Here is a 19,954-nt window from a genome sequence, read left to right as displayed (position 1 = left end):
GGCTTTAAATATAAAGCTTTTATCGGAGGTAGTAAGCTCCGGCTCACCACACACACCACAGCACTCATAACGGTATCCCAGTCGCGCGTAAAGACGATAAAGTCATCTGTAAAAAATGCAAAAAGGTGACCACCATTCTTAGTGGTGATGCATCCTTTATCGTTGATGGCGCACCCATCGCACGTGGCGGTGATGTGACCAGCTGCGGTGCGAAACTGATTGCTAGTCAGCAAGCATTTTCGGAGTCTGACTTTGATGTAGGCAGTATTGCGCAGGCAGAGCCTTTGGGGTTTCCTAAAACTGATCCAGAAACTGTACTTTCTAACTTTGCAGCTTCCGATGACAAAAATTCTGAAACTGAAATGTCTGATGAAGAACTGGGAATATGGGTTGATGTATCCACTAAAAAGGCATTACAAGATGGTGGGCTTTGGGCAGGAGCAGGTACACGTGAAGAGCTGATTTACCAGGAACGTGCTAATTCACTATGGATCGATGTTAATGGTGATCCCAAGAAGTTTTATGAAGGTATGCAAAAAATTGGAGATGAGACGGGATTAGTTTTTGACATTGTGACATTTCCAATGGGTTTGGGTGCGGTATCTGTTAAAACTGGAGTCAAAGCTGGACAGTACGTGATTCGAAAACGAGCGGTAAGTAATAACGATATCTACAGAGACTCTGAAAAAGGTTTCGACTGGACTTCTACTAAGAAAAGATCTCCTAATACAAACCTAGCAGAGCATTGGAGTAAACATAGCAAAGAATTTCCTGAGCTAAAATCTCAAAATGACTACTATCGTCATGCTCAAGAGTTTGTCAGTGACCCTCCGCGTGGAACTTTAAATAAAACAAGAAAGAATGGTGATACGGTTTTATATAATCCGAAAACAAACACATTTGCCGTCAAAACGAAAGATGGTGCACCTCGAACAATTTTTAAGCCTGATGCTTCCACACATCCCTACTCAACTAATTTGGAATATTTTCATGCTCAATAGAGAGTTACACAGTTGTAAAATATGCGGTTACTATGATGAGGATTTCTTGCCATGGGGTCTTGACGGTGAATTCCCATTATATGAAATATGTCCTTGTTGTGAAGCGGAGTCTGGTTATGAGGACTTTACCTTAGAATCAATTATTCATAATCGTAATAAGTGGATTGAATCTCCAAAATTTAAATCCGATGAGAAATATAGAGAACAATTAGTTAACTACTTAGAATATTTAAAGCGCATTAAATAACCTAGTTTTGAAAAATATTATTGAGTATGTAGGAAAATAATCAGTGAAAATAAGAGGTAGAGAATATAAGTTTTCTGATATTTCACTTATTGCATTCGTTGTTATTTTATTTGTATGCACTATAGACTTAGAACCAAATAAAGAGCTTGAAATATACCAACGAGAATTGGTTGAGAAAGAAAGCTGGCTTATATCCGAACTTGATACAATTGCTAAGTTTATGAACTTCAAAGTAAGCGATCATAGTTATTCTAATAGGGATGTGTGGTACACATCCAGATATGCAAGCCCCGAGTTTGACAAGAATAGACTGTTACATTTACATGGCTTTCTTCTCAAAGAAGGCTGGGTAGATATGACTGATAAAATTGACGAAAACGATTATATAACTAATACCTCAAGTAGATCTGATAAAACAGCCAAACGTGTCCGTATTCTATGTAAGGATAAAGCTACCATTTTTATGTATATGACCGACATGCAAAATGATTATTTTATTGATTTATTTAAAGCTCCTACTTTGGTAGAACTTAAGTATGATTACAGTTTACCTTGTTATGACTTGAATATAAAAAAGCATGATAATTCTATTGCTATAGAGTTGGATAATTAATATTAGACTAAGTATAAAGTCATGTATCAAACACCTACTAGCTGAAAGCAATGAGAACTCTATGAAAAAACTACCCTTAGCCACAATCAGTATTTTAAGTATTCCCCTATTATCCACTTATGCAAATTCAGCCAGTTTTGATTGTAAAAAAGCGACTACTTGGGTAGAAAAAACCGTTTGCGAAAGTCCTGAGCTATCTAAGCTTGATAAGGCGATGGCAAAAAAATATAGAAGCGATCTCAATAATGCAGCTAACGACGAAGACAGCGAAATCTACAAAAACAATGTGATTATAGATCAAAAGTTATGGTTAAATTTTCAACGGAATAGTTGTAAAGATACCAATTGCCTTATACGTGAGTATGAAGAACATATCGGAGAAAAGACAGGTTCTGAATGGAACGATGATTTAGGCTCTTCTGATTTGCCTGATAAAAATGCGTTTGGAGAGTTTTCTAAAAACTTCCAGATTTCAGTCTATAACGTAGACGGCAAACGCAACAATACTTTTCAAGATGCAACGAATACTTTATCGATTAATAAGGTTGATAATAAACCTCATATCTCTGTAATTGAAAGCATCCTGATTTTTAATAATTTACACACCTGTGAGATTGAAGGAAGCATTGCAACATGGTCACAAAATCACTGGGTGATTTATGATAATAGCCAAGATAAAGAAGTTAGGCTAAGGTTATATCCTGCACCTTATAAAGGTAAGAATCAGTTACTATTAAGAGACGTTGATTATCAATTTAGCTCAGGGCGTTGTGGAGTGCGCGGCTATTTTGACAGTATTATATTAGAACATCAGTAAGTGAGCCGAGTGTCTTAATATTGCCTGAAGCAATATTATGCTGAACTGAAGCTCTATTACAAGAAACTAAATCTACCAAACCAAAAAAAGCGGCAAGATAATCCATCTTGCCGCTCTCATTACTTCTGAACTAAACCTTAAATCGCTGCCGCAACCTCAGCACCATCTCTTATGGCACGCTTAGCATCCAACTCAGCAGCAAGTTTTGCACCACCGATTAGATGATATTGCGCGTCAGGTGCATCACCGACGTTCGGCATCAGCTCAACCACTGATTCTTGACCAGCACAAACCACGACGCTATCGACACGTAGCAATTGGCTTTGACCTTGGTTATTAGTGATCCAAATGCCTTCATTGGTGATCTTATCGTACTGAGCACCCGATACCTGAATGACGCCGTGTGATTTGACATGGGCACGATGTACCCAGCCCGAGGTTTTATTCAGCCCACTGCCCAAGCGACCTTTGGTACGCTGCATCAAGTACACTTGGCGGATAGGTTTGATGGCTTCAGGCTTAATCAGTCCACCCTCAGTTTGATAGTTAGTATCATTAGTCACGCCCCACTCTTCACGCCACTCTTCGATAGACTGCGCTTTTGGACGGTAGTTTGGGTCTTTTAAAAGTTCAGGACCTAGCTCATCAAGCGGCTGACCATGTTTGGCGGTCAGATATTCACTGACGTCAAAGCCAATACCGCCAGCACCAATGACGGCAACCGTGTCACCAACGGATTTTTCACCAGAGAGTAATTCCGCATAGCTCATCACTTGTGGCAAATCCGCGCCTTCCAGTTTGCCAGCTAGGCTTCTAGGGACAACACCAGTTGCGACGATGACATGATGGAATTTGGCTTTCTCAAGCATGGCTTTATCGACTTTGGTATTAAGTTTAATCTCAACGCCTAAATGCTCAAGCTCATTGATATAGTAGCGAATGGTTTCAAAGAACTCTTCTTTACCAGGGATAACTTTGGCGTAGTTAAACTGTCCACCTAAGATATCTTTTGCCTCAAATAACGTGACCTCATGACCACGCAAAGCTGCAACGTGCGCCGCTGACATACCAGCAACACCGCCACCGATGACAGCAACTTTTTTAGGTTTCTTGGTTTTCTTATAAACCAGTTCCGTCTCATAACACGCTTGTGGATTGACCAGACACGTCGAGCGTTTGTTTTCAAAGGTATGATCGAGACAAGCTTGGTTACAGGCGATACAGGTATTAATGCGATCGGCTTGACCATCTTTGGCTTTATTGACCCAATGGGCATCGGCTAAGAACGGACGCGCCATTTGAATCATATCCGCCTGACCACTAGCGATGATTTCTTCTGCGGTCTCTGGCATATTGATACGATTGGCTGCCATCATTGGAATGCTAATGTGCTTTTTAATTTCAGCAGTGAAATCTACAAAAGCGGCACGCGGTACGCTGGTGACAATCGTCGGTACACGCGCTTCATGCCAGCCGATACCCGTATTCATGATGGTCACGCCCGCTTCTTCTAGCGCTTTGGCAACGGTAATAACTTCGTCCATGACGTTACCGTCTTTGACCAGATCAATCACTGACAAGCGGAATAAAATGATGAAATCTTCACCAGCAGCTTCGCGTACGGCTTTGACGACATCGACCGCTAGCTTCATACGACCTTGAATATCACCGCCGTATTCGTCGGTACGTTGATTCACATGACGCGATAAAAACTGATTGAGCAAATAGCCTTCTGAGCCCATGATTTCCACACCGTCATAACCAGCTTGCTTGGCAAGTTTAGCCGAACGGGCATAATCCTTTACCGTTTGTTCGATGTTTTTAATGCTCATCTTACGCGGCTTAAAAGGTGAAATTGGTGATTTTATTGGACTAGAGGATACGACAAATGGATGATAGCCGTAACGACCACTGTGCAAGATTTGCATGATGATTTTGCTGTCATATTTATGCGCCGCACGGGTCACTCGTTGATGATTAATCACGTCAGCGCGCGTATTCATGGTACCACCAGCAGGGAGTAACCACCCTTCGCGATTGGGCGAAATGCCGCCCGTGATCATCATCGCCACGCCGCCTTTGGCACGCTCTGCAAAATACGCTGCCAGCTTACCATAGTTATAAAAACGGTCTTCAAGCCCTGTGTGCATTGAGCCCATCACCATGCGGTTTTTAAGCGTCGTAAAGCCTAAATCTAGCGGCTCAAATAAATGTGGGTAGTGTTCATTGGTGCTAGCAGTCTCAATGGTATTGGCAGTGCGGCTGGCGGACATATCATTTTCCTTATGAATGGTTTGTGGAAATGCTTATTAAAGCTGGCCGGGCTTTTTAAAAGTTAAGATTTTTAAAAATGAGGCTTTTAGAAATAGTTAAGCGATAGGATTTAACATCACTGGTATCGTAACACACCGCCATTATCATCAGCTATGCAGACAAGCGACTGATGAGTGAACACTATGTGCATTAGGCTAATTGATCATGTGATTCAATATAAGCAAGCGCTAAAAACATACTCGCTTTTCACAGAGCATTGTCTATAATGGACGAACAAATATTTACCGTGAGTCACCTATCGGCGAGTTGCTACAAGGAAGATCAGCAAAAATATTAATAACTTATCAAATTGTGATAAATGGCGAAGCCAACTTTATAGCAGATTTGTAGCGTATTCACCGAATTATAACAGCAAGATAAAGGACTATCCCTATGACAGACTTCCATACCGGTCTCGGCAAAAATGCTGCCAACCATCAACCGCTTACCCCTATCGACTTTATTATCCGTAGTGCTCAGGTCTATCCCGATAAAACTGCCATTATTTATGACGATTTAACACATAATAATCTGACGCAAACGTGGCGACAGACTTATGATCGCTGTCGTCAATTGGCGGATGGTCTGCGCAAATTGGGGATTGATAAGAACGACACTGTCGCCGTCATGATGCCAAACACCCCAGCGATGATCGAGTGCGCTTTTGGTGTACCGATGTCAGGTGGCGTACTTTGTACACTGAACACCCGCCTCGACATCAACGCCCTTACCTTTTGTCTGCAACACTCAGAAGCCAAAGTGTTGATTCTAGACAGCGAGTTTGCTGAACATGCTGAAATTATCGAAGAAGCATTTCCTAATCTCATCGTGATTCATGCGACCGATGCGGCGCTCGATATTGAACGTTTTGGGCAAATGAGCTACGAAGCATTAATCGCCAGCTCAGACAGTTCGGACAACTGGGAAAAACCACTCGATGAATGGGATGCTATCGCGCTCAATTATACCTCTGGCACGACGGGTAAGCCAAAAGGCGTGGTCTATCATCACCGCGGCGCGACACTCAATGCCGTCTCCAATATTTTAGATTGGGATATGCCCAAGCACCCCATGTATCTATGGACGCTACCATTATTTCACTGTAATGGTTGGTGCTTTCCCTGGACGATTGCCGAACGTGCGGGCGTCAATGTCTGCTTGCGTAAGATTGATGCTGATTTGATTTTGCAGCTGATTGCCAAGCATAAAGTCACGCATTATTGCTCAGCACCCGTGGTGCACAATATGATTGCTGGCGGCAAACCTGAATATAAAGACGCCATTAATCATGAAGTAAAAGGCTGGGTCGCTGGTGCGCCGCCGTCTGAAACCATGCTCGCTGCCATGGAAGCCATGGGCTTTCATATCTCTCACGTTTACGGTCTTACCGAAGTCTATGGTCCGGTCACCGTCTGCGCTGAGCAGCAAGAATGGGATGAACTGGATGTCGCTGCGCGCGCGCAAAAGAAATCACGTCAGGGTGTAACGTCACATTTGATGACTGGCTTTGAGCTATTTAAACAAGGCACCACTGAGCCGGTTGCCGCGAATGGCGAAGAAATGGGCGAGCTAGCATTGCGCGGCAATATGGTGATGAAAGGTTATCTAAAAAGCCGTAAAGCCACCGAAGAAGCCTTTGCTGATGGTTGGTTCCGTACTGGTGATTTGGGCATTAAATATCCTGATGGTTATATAAAAATCATGGACAGGCTCAAAGACATCATCATTTCAGGTGGCGAAAACATCTCTAGTATCGAAGTCGAAAACGTCTTATATAAAATGCCAGAAATCCAGAGCTGTGCTGTCGTTGCCGCGCCGCATGATAAATGGGGCGAAGTACCGGTGGCATTTATCGAGATTCATGAAGGCAGCACCTTGCAGCGCGACCATGTGATGGAACATTGCAAGCAGCATTTGGCGGGTTTTAAAGTGCCCAAATATATTATCTTTGCTGAAATTCCAAAGACCAGCACCGGTAAAGTGCAGAAATTTGAGCTGCGTCAAGCGGCTAAATCATTAGCACACGAAACGCCAAAAGTAACGGCAAGCGCCAAGTAAGACTTTATCATTAAGCCTTAATAATACGGAAGTATCGTTAATATTAATGAAGCATCATTGATAAAAAAGGGTCAGCCTAATTGAATTAGACTGACACTTTTATTGCGCTAAAAAAACCAAACCAATGTTAATTAAGCTTTGGCTCAAGCCATTGGTAAACCAGCATACCGACTATCATCGCTGGGATAAAGACATAAGCCTGCCACTGTCCTGTACCAAGCAGCACAATACCGGGACCTGGGCAAATACCGACTAAGCCCCAACCGATACCAAATAGCATCGCGCCGATTAACAATTTTTTATTAATAGTGGTTTTGGTTGGCATCTCAATTAATGACCCAATCCAGCTGGTCTTTTGACGCTTAGCCAATTGTACACCGACTATCGCTACCATTAGACCGCCGCCCATTACCAGTGCTAAAGAAATATCCCATGCACCAAAGACGTCCAAAAAGCCCTGTACTTTAACAGGATCGGTCATGCCTGATATCAGCAGTCCAAAGCCAAATAATAACCCTGCCAGTAATCCAATTATATTTTTTAGCATGTTTTTTCTCGCACCTAATGTGTTAATCCAAGCGGTTATAACCATCCGATATAAACAATAGTCATCGCTATCTTCGCAACGTACTGTCTATGTGATTTTTAAATCAAACCCAAGACATGACGACCAATATAAACAGTCACAATACCAAACAACATAAAGGTCACCGTCGCCGCCATCGAACGTGGCGACAGTCGCGCATTACCGCAGATACCATGTCCACTGGTGCAACCTGAACCCAAACGTGTCCCAAAACCAACCAACAATCCTGCCCCAATAAGCAGTGGCAAAGAGCGACTAATCTCTATATCGGGCAACGGTTTTACCAGACCATAAAGTAATGGCGAGATAACAAGACCAAGTATGAATAACACCTGCCACATCTCGACGCGCTTGGGCTTAAGAAGACTTGAGAAAATACCACTAATACCCGCAATACGACCAATGCCCAATAGCAAGATGACCGTTGCAACGCCTAGCATCAGACCGCCTACCAAGGAAATTGGCGTAAAGGCCTGCCAATCTATTTGTATACTCATAATATTTACCTAAGCCAATTTTTATTGAGACAGTTTTGAATGTCGTTTTATATAAATACATTATATTATAAAATATAATAAATAGGTAAAAAAATACTGAACCCTCGTTACACGGGCTCAGTACTTTTTTACTTAAAAAACATCTTACGAGATAAAGATATTATTTCGCCAATACTTCATCAAGTGCAGTTTCAAAACGCTGTACTGCTCCGTCTACATCAGTCAATTTATCTAGACCAAATAAACCTAAGCGGAACGTTTTAAAGTTATCTGGCTCACCAACTTTTAGCGGTACACCAGCAGCGATTTGCATGCCTGTTTCGGCAAACGCACTGCCTTTATGCATATCATCGCGATCGGTGTAAGCAACCACGACGCCTGGCGCTTCAAAACCTTTTGCCGCAACGCTTTCAATGCCTTTAGCGGCTAATACTTCACGAATACGGTTGCCCAATTGCCACTGCGCATCACGCAATTTATCAAAGCCAATCTCTTTTGACTCTAAAATAGTATCGCGGAATTGACGTAAGCTATCGGTTGGCATGGTGGCATGATAAGCGTGACCGCCATTTTCATAGGCACGCATGACATTTAACCACTGCTTTAAGTCCAAGCTAAAGCTATCTGATTCTGTATTGTCTACTTTTTCGATTGCCGCAGCGCTTAGCATGACTAAGCCTGCACACGGAGTGCTGCTCCACCCTTTTTGCGGGGCGCTGATGAGAACATCAATACCCAAGTCTTTCATGTCCAACCACACACAACCTGAAGCGATACAATCAATGACCAATAAACCGCCAACGCTATGTACAGCCGCGCTTAGCGCTTTGATATAGTCTGATGATAAAATAATACCCGATGAGGTTTCGACGTGCGGCGCAAAGACCACTGCTGGTTTCTCTGCTTTAATTTTAGCAACGGCTTCATCGATATCAACGGGGGCAAATGGTTTTGGTGACTCACCCTCTTCACGATGTGCCGTCAATACCGTAGACGACTTGGCGATTTTGCCTTTTTCTAAAATTTGCGTCCAGCGATAGCTAAACCAACCGTTACGAATAATGAGACAATCTTCATCATTGGCCAATTGGCGCGCAACGGCTTCCATTCCATAAGTGCCAGCACCCGGTACAATGACCACTGCTTCGGCGTTATACACGGATTTTAGGTCGCTAGATAGGTCATTCATCACTTGCTGAAAGACTTTTGACATGTGGTTTAAGGCGCGGTCAGTATAGACCACTGAGTATTCTAATAAGCCGTTTGGATCAATATCTTGACGTAATGCAGTCATAGGAAGCTCCTAGTTTATAGTTAGATAGTTTAATTTTTCTCAAGCATTGGCTATAGCAAAATCCAGATACTCTCTTAAACCAACCTGCCTTAATAACGCTAACCAATCTACACACCTACTGTTCGCCAACTTAGCCAAATAATGCTTCTATTAGATAACATGGTTGTCAAATAACGTTTTTGTTAAATAATATGGCTGTCAAATAGCATTGCTGACCAATAGTATAGTTGTTAGATTGCATAGCAGCTAGATACTACTATGGGTAGTATTAACTGAATATTAATATTGGGTAATAGTCGAGAGCATGACGCAGGGTTGACGATATAGCACTTTATCCTAGCGCTATTGCCGTTGGTGATTGTGTTTTGCACGCCGTGTTTTTATTGATTTTAGACAAAGTCGTACAGAACAGGTGCGCCACTATAGGGGCTACGCGGTGGTAGGCTAATAATGGTCACTAACAACTGATGAGATGAATAGGCATCAAGCGAGAACATATACACTAAGGTTTTTGGAGAATAACCGCTCGCATATAACAAAAGATTATCATCGCTTAATATACTCATAACAGCTTGATATTAGCACTGATAATGCAGGTTGACAACGATATGTTTGCGCAATAATAACGTTTGCGCCGCTTATGTTTTTTTGATCAGTCAATAATAACTATCGACGTCCGCGATGAGCCTCTTGCAGCCCAGACACCACAAAGTCTAGCAACTCACTATCCCCTTCACGGGCAGCCTTGCGCATAAGCTTCGATGGTGCGTGGGTTAGCGTCTGCGTCAGGCGGCGTGACAGCTCAATGATAATATCTTCAGGACTGGCATTATCCTGTTGTAGCTTGGCAATGGATTCATGCAGGAGTTTATCTACTTGATCCTGCGTATGCGCGCGATACTGCTGAATGTCTTTACCGACTTGGCGCACTTGAAAGCTGCGATCCATCTCAACGACTAATTGGCTAACGAGCAATTCTGCATCAACTGCTGCTTGCCTCCGCTGTTCAATATTTCCAGCGATCACGTGTTGTAAATCATCGACAGAGTAGAGATAAACATCATCGATACGACTAATGGTCGAGTCAATATCGCGCGGTACGGCTAAGTCAATCATCAACATGGGCTGATAACGACGATGTTTCAGCGCCCGCAAAGTCATGGTTTTATCGATCAACACATCCATACTACCGCTACAGCTACTAACGATATCGGCTTCTGCTAAAACTTGTGGTAACTCTTGCAAAGGTCTGACTTCTACCAAGTGACCTGCGCGGCGCAGCTCCACTGCCAGCGCTTCAGCGCGCTCAGGATTGCGGTTGCAAATAATCACGCGACCTACACCAAGCCCAGCAATGTGGGTAGCAACCAAACGGTTCATCTCACCTGCCGCGACCACCAGCAAAGTGCGACTAGGCAAATCATCAAATATTTGCGTCACTAATTTGGCGGCCGCATAGCTAAGCGATACCGCTTGAGCACCCACTTGGGTCTCATTACGTACGCGTTTGGCGGCAGCAAATACTTGATCGATAATCCAGCCAAGCTGATTACTCAGGGCTTTTTGTTCTTGCGCGAGCTGTACTGAGCGTTTGATTTGACCGAGTATCTGCGGCTCACCCAATATCATAGAGTCAAGCCCTGCGGCAACTCTAAGCCAATGGGTCAGCGCGTGAGTGTCACGGTGCACATAAAGATAGGGATCAATCTCAGACAGTGACAACTGCTTAAAGTCAGCAAGCCACGCTTTAATTTTTAAGATATGAGCACTAATAGCCGCCGAAGATGTCTGAGCACCGACCGCGCCATTAGCAGACATAGAGGGCACATCTTGCGGCTCTGCTAGCTGCGGCACAAGCGCATAGATTTCCGTACGATTGCAAGTAGAAACAATCACACTGCCATCAGTAAAGGCCTCTAATTGTTTGAGAGCGATATTCACATCGTCACCCACAAGCGCCAAGCGCTCTCTCAGAGCGACTGGTGCAGTTTTGTGATTGACCCCAATGACCACTAATCTCATTATTGATAGACCATAAACATGACGCTCACCTGCCAGCCCACGCTATCTCATTATTTTTAAAAGACAGTTGTAGACGACAGCGCTGAAAGGAAGACTCTAAAAGCCGCCTATTATATCATTATTGCCAGCTTTAATTAACACTCAGCTATCGATGATAGCTATTTGCTTGTATCTGGGCACATGAGTAACAAATCAACTACCGATACGATTGTTAAAACCAATATCTATGTTTTAGCGAGCGCTTATAGAAATGGATAAAAATCATTCGCTTACTTGACGTTAACTTGTTATATTTTCACAATATTTAGGCGAAGATTTACAACCAATGAAAGAGCCCGTTGATACAGGTTATCGGCCAATCCTACTTTGTTAGCAAAAATTTGGTAGAGCGGCTGCTATTAATAACGGAGTAACACGGGCACTATTGTTTATCCCATCAGTCTGCTTTTATAATGTCAGGCATGGGTACTCGTTACCAATAATTAGTTTGAAATGATTAAAATAAAATTGTCTTATCGATATAGATGAACAATGGGCGAATACGGTTATCTATGATTTTTTTTGGGTCATTATTTCGATCACAACTTGCGCATGACGACCAATCTAATCTGCGTGCTCTATTGCATGCGGTTATCGAACGTCTGTGCCAGCGTTATAAGCTAACCTTGTCGTTGGCCTTTTGCCTATGCTTAGGATCGTCTTCCGTTCATGCCAGTCATCCTGATATCTCGCTCGAAGCCCATGTACCCAAACTATCCATTGCTGATAAGAACGACAAGGCAGTCCGTAGCGACGGCAATGATAATAGCCGCTCAACGCTACCAGCAATTGCTCCTACCAACACACAACCAATAGAAAATGTCGCCAATATTAATGGGTTAGCACCAACTATCTTATGGCAACCTGAGCTCAAAGAGCCTAGCCTGTATGCGCTGCTTGATGCAGAATTCGCAGCAGATCGCGGTGATAGACAACGAGCGATTACTATCTATAAGCAGCAAGCGTTTAAAGACGATGCAACTGCCGTATTTGAAAGAGCGCTCAGCCTTTCTTTACGCACTGAAAGGGTGGAGAAATCGTTACAATTTGCCAAGTCATGGCAAGACCAAAATCCGGATCACGTGCCTGCTTGGTTTTATGTGGCGCATTTGGCCCTGCGAGCACACGATTATCTGTTAGCTGGCGAAACCTTAAATCGTATTTTGCTTTATGATCCTCGAGCGGACTTAAGCGAAATCCTTATCGGTATCTATCCAAACAATGATGAAGACAAACGTGAATTACTTGCCGCTTTGCAACCACTAGATAGCGAGCAGAATGCCTCATTGTCGGTATTGAAAGCAGGGTTGCTTTACCAATTTAACGAGCCTGAGATTGCCATTGTTCATATCAATCGGGCGCTAGAACGCCAGCCTGACTATGTACCTTTTATTACGCTAAAGGCAGACATACTGCGCAAAATCGTCACGGCTGAAACCGTCGTCAATTATGTGAGCCAAGCACGCCTGCGTAATCCCGATAGTAAAAGTCTCTATCTGTATGAGATTCGCTACTTGCTTGACTTAAAGCAAAGCCAAGAAGCGTGGCAATTATTGCTGGATGCCCATGGTCGCTTCGCTGATGATGCCGAGATTACTTTGTTGGCTGCGTTGGTGAGCTTAGACATCGAAGAATATAACAGTGCCGATGAGCTACTCAATATGCTCGCAAAAAACCCCGCTTACCTTGATCAAGCTTATTATTACCTTGGTATCAGTGCCGAGCGTCAGCAGCGCTTTGACCAAGCCAAATACTATCTCAACGGTGTCATGCAAGAAGACTTGGTATTAGAGGCTCGTAGAAAAGTAGTGGCTTTTGAATTGCTTAACGGCGATGTAGATGCGGCGATTGCTACTTTAGAAAAGCTGCGTAAAGACTTTAACGTCTTTGCTCCAGATACCTTTGTGCTACAAGCCGATATTTTATGGCAGCAAAATGAGTCCGAAGAAGCTCTGCGCCTACTAACCAAAGCTGCTCGCAAATATCCTGATAATGAGATGCTCTTGTTCGCACGCGCTCAGCTCCTTGACGACAAAGATGACTATATCGTTAAGCGCACCTTGCTCAATCATCTGCAAGCACTTGACCCAACCAACCTCTCCTACCAGCTCAGTTACGCGCAGTTATTGCTAGCCAATGAACGCAGCTCTGAACAAGGATTGGCATTGGCCACCGCCATCATTCAAATTCGCTATGATGACCCACGTTATGACAATGAGCTGCACTTGCAAGCGCTGAATGTGCTGGCTGGCAATGCATTGGCCAATGAAAACTATCAACAAGTCATCGACTACCTGCAGACCCCTTACGACGTGTTTCCTACCTTACGCTCTGGCAGCTTACTACTACGCGCTTATCAAGGTTTAGGCAACAATGAAAAAGTCGAGGCATTACTCGCAGACTTGCAGCAGCGCTTCTCATTTGGGCAACACAATATCAATGACCGCATACAGCTTTACTGACCCGCCGTTTTATAGTGGACAAATCGTCGCGTGCTATGCTTACAAGGCACTCATAAGATACTAACAGCCACGCATAACTGAGTAACATACAACCATTAAGCTAATCTATTTTCGAAACAATGATTTCGTAAATTTGTCTATCTTTGAGGAAACATCATGTCAGTATTGGTCCATGCTAATAAGCCTAATAAATTGGCGCTATTCGCTGCCGTGACAACCGCGCTCGTCATCACGTCTGGTTGTCAATCACTAAAAACAGCCAACGCTACTAACCAACCCAGCGCGACCTTACAAGGTCAAAACGCTGAGCAGCCGCAAAAGCTTGAGAACTTTAATATCACTGGCAAAATCGGTGTAACGATGCCCGCCAATGACACCACAGGCACTCAAGGTGGTAGTGCGTTCTATGCATGGGGGCAGCAGAATGATCGCTTTGCCATTGAGCTGATCGGCGCGCTCGGTATTGGTAAAACCAACATCGAGTATAATGGTCAAACCGCCACTTTAGTCAGCGAAAAAACAGGTACCTTAACTGCTGATGATCCTGAGACTTTGCTCAAAAAGGCCACAGGATGGCAAGCGCCTATTTCACAAATGCCCTATTGGATATCTGGTCGCCCAGCGCCTTCCGATAGCGCACCACAGCTCGATGATCAGAATCGTTTAATCAGCTCAGTCAATGGTGAATGGACCGCAAGCTTCACCTATAAAGGGTCCGATAAGTTACCAAATAAAATCAGTGCTGTGCTGCCACAAGGCAATAAGGTAGTAATGACGATCAATCATTAAGACGTCATTGAATTATGAATAAATATAGTTAAATTCAAATGATTTCGATACAAGGAAGCCGATTGCAAGCTATACATTGGTATGGTTAGCGAGGCTGACGATGTAGCGGATTTGTATGAACTTAACTATAACTATCAAATCGTCAATATTTATTAAAATAGCTGTCTATGACTGATGATTATGGCGAAAAGTTATGATTAAAAACTATCACTAAGAACAATCATTAAGAACTATGATTAAAAACCTAGCCGCTACGCCTACTTCCACCATCACCCGCTTATCACCGGCAAAGATTAATCTGTTTTTGCATATCACAGGTAAGCGTGCTGATGGCTATCATAATTTACAAACCGTTTTTCGCTTGCTCGATTGGGGCGATTATTTGCATTTCTCAGTCATAGATGAAGCCGTAATTTTTACAGTAGATAGTGAACTAGATGCGAATAAGTGCTGTCATCAACTTATAATATTGGTTGGTGCAGAGACTATAACTGCCGATATAGAAGACAATTTAATCTTTAAAGCAGCGCGTGTATTGCTAGCGGCTGCCATACAGTCAAATACTCTACCTGAGCAGTTAGCACAGGTGCATATCGCTTTAGATAAGCATTTGCCGATGGGTGCAGGCTTGGGTGGCGGCTCATCCAATGCCGCAACGACATTGATGACACTTAATGAAATTTGGCAGCTTAATTTTGATCAAGATACGCTTATAAAAATTGCTGCCACTATTGGCGCAGATGTGCCAATCTTCATCTTTGGTCAGGATGCGATTGCGATGGGTATTGGGGAGCAGTTGACCGCAATCAAGTTGCCCGACCAGCAATATTTAGTATTGACCCCCAATGCTCACGTTAATACTGCCCAGCTTTTTGCGCATCCCAAGCTACAACGAGATATCGCCGAGCTGTCAATTGAAACCATCAAAAACCAGTTCAATGACTATGTACAAACTCTGACCACGCCCTATCACAATGTCTTTACGCCAGTGGTGACGAGCCTCGCCCCTGCCGTCAGCGCAGCATTACGTTACTTACAAGGGTTAGAGGCGCAAGCACTCGGCACAGCACGAATGACAGGCTCTGGTAGCGCGGTGTTCTTGCCTTTGGATGCAAGCGTGGCTACTGACAAAGCACTTTTAGCAAAGTGGATTGAAGAGGCGCCTTGTTCTGCATATTTAGTTCGTAATCTATGAGTTAGATTTGAGCTGTAGTGCGAAGATAAAATGATTATAAATACAGCGTAAAGCGCTTTGTTGACCTGATATTCGTTTTTTTTGACCTATTTTTTAATAAAAGCCATAAAAAGGCGCAAATGACTTGCAAAATCTGAAAATTTAATTATAATAGGTCGCCTCAATAGGGGTATAGCCAAGTTGGTAAGGCATCAGGTTTTGATCCTGACATCCGTTGGTTCGAGTCCAGCTACCCCTGCCATTTTTTAGTACGAAGCGTTTGATATGCAGTGATCATAGGTGGTTTATAAATAGCCGCTTATCTTATTGACATTGACAACGTTATCCCAGTTTCGGTATAGTTCGCAATGGACACCGCTAGGGAAAGTTATGTTTTAAATGGTTTATCCGTTTATAATATAGCGAACAGGTCGTGACGCTATTCTAACAATGACTTTTATTAAAAGTTGCTTTTAGATATCGACGTACACAGCCTAGACATTACAGGGGTATAGCCAAGTTGGTAAGGCATCAGGTTTTGATCCTGACATCCGTTGGTTCGAGTCCAGCTACCCCTGCCATTTTTTACTGTAATAGTAGTCATCAAAACTTTTCACCACTCTTTTCTGAATTTGAGCAGTTTGACACTGCTTAGCGGTCGCTGCTTGAGTCAATCAATAGGACTTCTGTCATGCCTTATTTGGCGATTTTTACGGGTAATGCCCACCCTGAATTAGCAAAAACCGTAGCCGATCATCTCCATATACCTCTTGGTAAAGCTGATATCACGCGTTTTTCTGATGGCGAAATCGCCGTAGAAATCAAAGAACACGTGCGCGGTAAAGACGTGTTCATCATGCAGCCAACTTGTGCACCAACCAATGACAATTTGATGGAAATCATGATGATGGCCGATGCGCTGCGTCGCTCTAGTGCGGGTCGCATTACAGCAGTCATGCCCTACTTCGGTTATGCCCGTCAAGACCGTCGTCCACGTTCTGCTCGTGTGCCTATCTCTGCTAAAGTCGTCGCTGACATGCTAAACATCGTGAGTATCGATCGCGTGATGACGGTTGATTTGCACTCAGATCAGATTCAAGGCTTCTTTGACATTCCTGTAGACAATATCTACGGCACGCCTGTATTGCTTAACGACCTACAAAAACAAGATTACGATAACATCATGGTTGTCTCTCCTGACGTCGGCGGCGTGGTGCGTGCGCGTGCTATGGCTAAACAGTTGGGCGATACTGACATGGCGATTATCGATAAACGCCGTGCCCGTGCCAATGAGTCGCAAGTCATGCACATCATCGGCGATGTTCGTGACCGTGATTGCGTCATCGTCGATGACATGGTTGATACCGCAGGTACGCTATGTAAAGCAGCTGAAGCATTGAAAGCAAACGGTGCACGTCGCGTATTGGCTTATATTACGCACCCTGTCCTATCAGGCAACGCACTACAAAATATCAGTGAATCTGCGCTAGACGAAGTCGTTGTTACCGATACGATTCCATTGTCTGAAGCGGCAAAAGCCTGTAGCAAAATCCGCCAAGTGAGTATCGCACCGATGCTTGCTGAAAGCTTACGCCGTATCAATAACGAAGAATCTATCAGCGCCATGTTTGACGCTTAGATTTTTAATGAGCACTTGCTCTACTTTCTGTTGGCAATGCTCGTTATAAAACACTGCTTAAGTTTAAAAAAAAGCGTCAAGTATCTTTACTTGACGCTTTTTTTGGCTATTGGTGCTGCACAGTCATTTTGCGTAGGTCTTTATTATTACTACAAAATCACGTATAATGCGCGCCTGTGCCAACCATTTGTTCGATTTAATTAGGTTGGCATTCTCAAAAGTGCTGATCATGCCCAAAAGTAACGATTGTCATGATAATGACTATCCAAAAAATCGTTATGATGAGCAAATGGCTACATTTAGCAATTGTGAATTTTATTAGCAATCATAAATGTTAGCTATCATCACGTATTAGTGGATTGGTCGCAAATCCACTTTTTTATGACCAGACACTTCATCATTCTTTTTATAGGATTATATCCATGAGCATTAATCATTTTGAACTAAACGCTGTTGATCGTTCTGCTGAGCAACAAGGTAAAGGTGCGAGCCGCCGCCTACGTAAGCAGAATCTAGTTCCTGCTATCATCTATGGTGGTAACGAAGAGCCAACGTCTATCTCTATCAAGATCAACGAGCTAGTAAAGTCACTTGAATTCGAAGCGTTCTTCTCACACATTTTGACAATCAATGTTGATGGCGTAGAGCATCAAGCGGTTATCAAAGACTTGCAACGCCATCCAGCTAAAGGCTTCCCAATGCATGCTGATTTCCAGCGCGTTGTAAAAGGTCAGAAAATCAACATGAACGTTCCTGTGCATTTTGCTGGTCGTGAAGAAGCGCCTGGTACTAAAGCTGGTGGTGTTCTATCAACGCTAGTATCTGATATCGAAATCGTTTGCCTACCATCACAATTACCTGAATACCTAGAAATTGACGTATCAGGCATGGAAATCGGTGATCTATTCCGTCTATCAGATATCAAACTACCTGAAGGCGTTATCATCTTTGATCTTGACATGGAAGATGCTCACGACCGTACTATCGTTAACATGCAGCCACCAACGGTTGAAGAAGTTGACGCAGACGCTGAAGAAGTTGATGCTGCTGACGTACCTGCTACTGAGCAAGGTACTGAAGACAAAGACGGCGAATAATAAACCACGGTTACATAGAGCACGCAATCTAGCGTCTGCTATGTAATACAAGGTTTGTTTAGTCAAAAAACAGCAGGTGATAAATATCTCCTGCTGTTTTTGTAAGTAAGGTTTGAAAAATAACAGATATGCTATGAATAAATAGCATAATCACAAACCTTATGCCTCATTTATTCAATTTAAGCAGGGTGTTTTTATGGCCATAAAGCTTATTGTCGGTCTTGGTAATCCTGGTCAGCAGTATATGTTTACACGTCATAATGCAGGGTTTTGGTTTGTCCATCACTTGGCTCAGCAGTTCAACATTACCCTCTCTCATGATAAAAAGTTTCATGGAATCACAGGACGTGGGCAGATTCATGGGCATGACGTACGTCTATTGATGCCGCTCACCTTTATGAATAAGTCTGGTCAGTCAGTGGTGCCGATGGTGAAATTTTATGGCATTGAAAATGATGAATTACTGATTGCTCATGATGAGCTCGATATTCCAGCTGGCAGTATCAAACTTAAGACGAATGGTGGTCATGGCGGTCATAATGGTCTGCGTGATATCACCCCTCATATCGGCAACGACTTCCATCGTTTGCGTATTGGTATTGGTCATCCTGGTCATAAGTCTAAAGTTAGTGGTCATGTGCTCTCAAAAGCTGCGCCCGATGAACAGATTGCCATTGATAGCGCTCTGACAGCAGCATTTGAAGCGCTTCCATTATTACTAAATGGCGATATTGAAAAAGCACGTTCACAAATTAATGGCTTCAAACTGCCAGAATAAAATCATGCTTTAACCATAATAGCCTTTTATTTTAGCAAGTTATCCCCCATTAACCTTTTGATTTGAATCATTAATCTCAGTTACGCTAAGGAAGCAACCTATGCTACTTAATATGCTTAAATGCAAATTACACCGTGCTCGCGTCACCCATGCCGAACTTCATTACGAAGGCTCATGCGGTATCGATGGTGATTTATTGGATCTTGCTGGTCTGCGCGAAAATGAGTCTATCGATATCTACAATGTGACCAATGGCAAGCGCTTTCGCACCTACGCTATCCGCGCTGAAGCGGGTTCTGGTATCATCTCGCTAAATGGTGCGGCGGCTCACATGGCAGATTTAGGCGATATCGTTATCATCTGTGCCTATGCTCATTTTGATGAAGTAGAAGCGGCAACCTACCAGCCAAAACTGGTGTATTGCAACGAAGACAACACCGTAAAAGACACAGCAAACATCATTCCGGTACAAGTGGCTTAAAGCACCAGAACACCGAAGATTTTTGGATAAAGCAAGGATAAATAATC

Annotated in this window: 16 protein-coding genes and 2 tRNA genes; 13 read left to right on the top strand and 5 right to left on the bottom strand. The window is 43.3% G+C overall.

Annotated elements, in window-relative coordinates:
* The first annotated feature begins 104 nt into the window (after positions 1–104).
* The 3 genes from Q6344_01175 to Q6344_01165 all read left to right on the top strand — a co-directional run bounded on the left by Q6344_01175 (position 105) and on the right by Q6344_01165 (position 2,678).
* Positions 105–1,001, top strand: coding sequence for a PAAR domain-containing protein (locus tag Q6344_01175; protein ID WLG15107.1), 897 nt, complete (start codon positions 105–107; stop codon positions 999–1,001).
* A gap of 290 nt (positions 1,002–1,291) precedes the next feature.
* The gene (locus Q6344_01170; protein WLG13997.1) at positions 1,292–1,861 is read left to right on the top strand and encodes a hypothetical protein; all 570 of its coding nucleotides are present in this window, start codon (positions 1,292–1,294) and stop codon (positions 1,859–1,861) included.
* 61 nt (positions 1,862–1,922) lie between these two features.
* Positions 1,923–2,678: a hypothetical protein gene (locus tag Q6344_01165; protein WLG13996.1), complete on the top strand. Its 756-nt coding sequence runs from the start codon at positions 1,923–1,925 to the stop codon at positions 2,676–2,678.
* Between the two features lie 137 nt (positions 2,679–2,815).
* Here the strand turns inward: Q6344_01165 and Q6344_01160 are convergent, their stop codons facing one another.
* On the bottom strand, positions 2,816–4,951 hold the full coding sequence (locus Q6344_01160) for an FAD-dependent oxidoreductase (GenBank protein ID WLG13995.1): 2,136 nt from the start codon (positions 4,949–4,951) through the stop codon (positions 2,816–2,818).
* 433 nt (positions 4,952–5,384) lie between these two features.
* Here Q6344_01160 and Q6344_01155 point away from each other — a divergent pair, with 433 nt between their 5' ends.
* A complete protein-coding gene (locus Q6344_01155) occupies positions 5,385–7,049 on the top strand; it encodes an AMP-binding protein (protein WLG13994.1) in 1,665 nt (554 codons plus the stop codon).
* Positions 7,050–7,176: 127 nt separating this feature from the next.
* On the opposite strand, the gene Q6344_01150 is transcribed toward Q6344_01155, so the two are convergent.
* The 4 genes from Q6344_01150 to hemA all read right to left on the bottom strand — a co-directional run bounded on the left by Q6344_01150 (position 7,177) and on the right by hemA (position 11,448).
* On the bottom strand, positions 7,177–7,596 hold the full coding sequence (locus tag Q6344_01150; GenBank protein WLG13993.1) for a YeeE/YedE family protein: 420 nt from the start codon (positions 7,594–7,596) through the stop codon (positions 7,177–7,179).
* Positions 7,597–7,694: 98 nt separating this feature from the next.
* Positions 7,695–8,132, bottom strand: a complete 438-nt coding sequence (locus Q6344_01145; protein ID WLG13992.1) for a YeeE/YedE family protein — start codon at positions 8,130–8,132, stop codon at positions 7,695–7,697.
* A gap of 160 nt (positions 8,133–8,292) precedes the next feature.
* Entirely contained in the window at positions 8,293–9,426 is a 1,134-nt protein-coding gene (locus Q6344_01140; GenBank protein ID WLG13991.1) for an aminotransferase class V-fold PLP-dependent enzyme, read from the bottom strand.
* Between the two features lie 666 nt (positions 9,427–10,092).
* Positions 10,093–11,448, bottom strand: coding sequence for a glutamyl-tRNA reductase (gene hemA / locus Q6344_01135; protein WLG13990.1), 1,356 nt, complete (start codon positions 11,446–11,448; stop codon positions 10,093–10,095).
* Between the two features lie 551 nt (positions 11,449–11,999).
* Between hemA and Q6344_01130 the strand changes: the two genes are divergently transcribed.
* The 9 genes from Q6344_01130 to panD all read left to right on the top strand — a co-directional run bounded on the left by Q6344_01130 (position 12,000) and on the right by panD (position 19,907).
* The gene (locus tag Q6344_01130; protein WLG13989.1) at positions 12,000–13,949 is read left to right on the top strand and encodes a tetratricopeptide repeat protein; all 1,950 of its coding nucleotides are present in this window, start codon (positions 12,000–12,002) and stop codon (positions 13,947–13,949) included.
* A 156-nt stretch (positions 13,950–14,105) separates the two neighbouring features.
* Positions 14,106–14,738 (top strand): lipoprotein insertase outer membrane protein LolB, encoded by a 633-nt coding sequence (gene lolB / locus Q6344_01125; GenBank protein WLG13988.1) that lies wholly within the window; start codon positions 14,106–14,108, stop codon positions 14,736–14,738.
* Between the two features lie 232 nt (positions 14,739–14,970).
* On the top strand, positions 14,971–15,933 hold the full coding sequence (ispE, locus tag Q6344_01120) for a 4-(cytidine 5'-diphospho)-2-C-methyl-D-erythritol kinase (protein WLG13987.1): 963 nt from the start codon (positions 14,971–14,973) through the stop codon (positions 15,931–15,933).
* Between the two features lie 165 nt (positions 15,934–16,098).
* A tRNA-Gln gene (locus Q6344_01115) sits at positions 16,099–16,174 on the top strand.
* A gap of 243 nt (positions 16,175–16,417) precedes the next feature.
* A tRNA-Gln gene (locus tag Q6344_01110) sits at positions 16,418–16,493 on the top strand.
* Between the two features lie 110 nt (positions 16,494–16,603).
* Positions 16,604–17,551: a ribose-phosphate pyrophosphokinase gene (locus tag Q6344_01105; GenBank protein ID WLG13986.1), complete on the top strand. Its 948-nt coding sequence runs from the start codon at positions 16,604–16,606 to the stop codon at positions 17,549–17,551.
* A 422-nt stretch (positions 17,552–17,973) separates the two neighbouring features.
* On the top strand, positions 17,974–18,648 hold the full coding sequence (locus Q6344_01100; GenBank protein ID WLG13985.1) for a 50S ribosomal protein L25/general stress protein Ctc: 675 nt from the start codon (positions 17,974–17,976) through the stop codon (positions 18,646–18,648).
* Between the two features lie 196 nt (positions 18,649–18,844).
* Complete coding sequence (gene pth / locus Q6344_01095; protein WLG13984.1) at positions 18,845–19,426, top strand: aminoacyl-tRNA hydrolase; 582 nt, start codon at positions 18,845–18,847, stop codon at positions 19,424–19,426.
* A gap of 100 nt (positions 19,427–19,526) precedes the next feature.
* The gene (gene panD, locus Q6344_01090) at positions 19,527–19,907 is read left to right on the top strand and encodes an aspartate 1-decarboxylase (protein ID WLG13983.1); all 381 of its coding nucleotides are present in this window, start codon (positions 19,527–19,529) and stop codon (positions 19,905–19,907) included.
* Positions 19,908–19,954 lie beyond the last annotated feature (47 nt).

It is taken from the genome of Psychrobacter cibarius, from assembly GCA_030686115.1.
Lineage (GTDB): Bacteria > Pseudomonadota > Gammaproteobacteria > Pseudomonadales > Moraxellaceae > Psychrobacter > Psychrobacter cibarius_C.
Note: the sequence above shows the minus strand (reverse complement) of the source record. Positions and strands in the feature narration are given on the sequence as shown.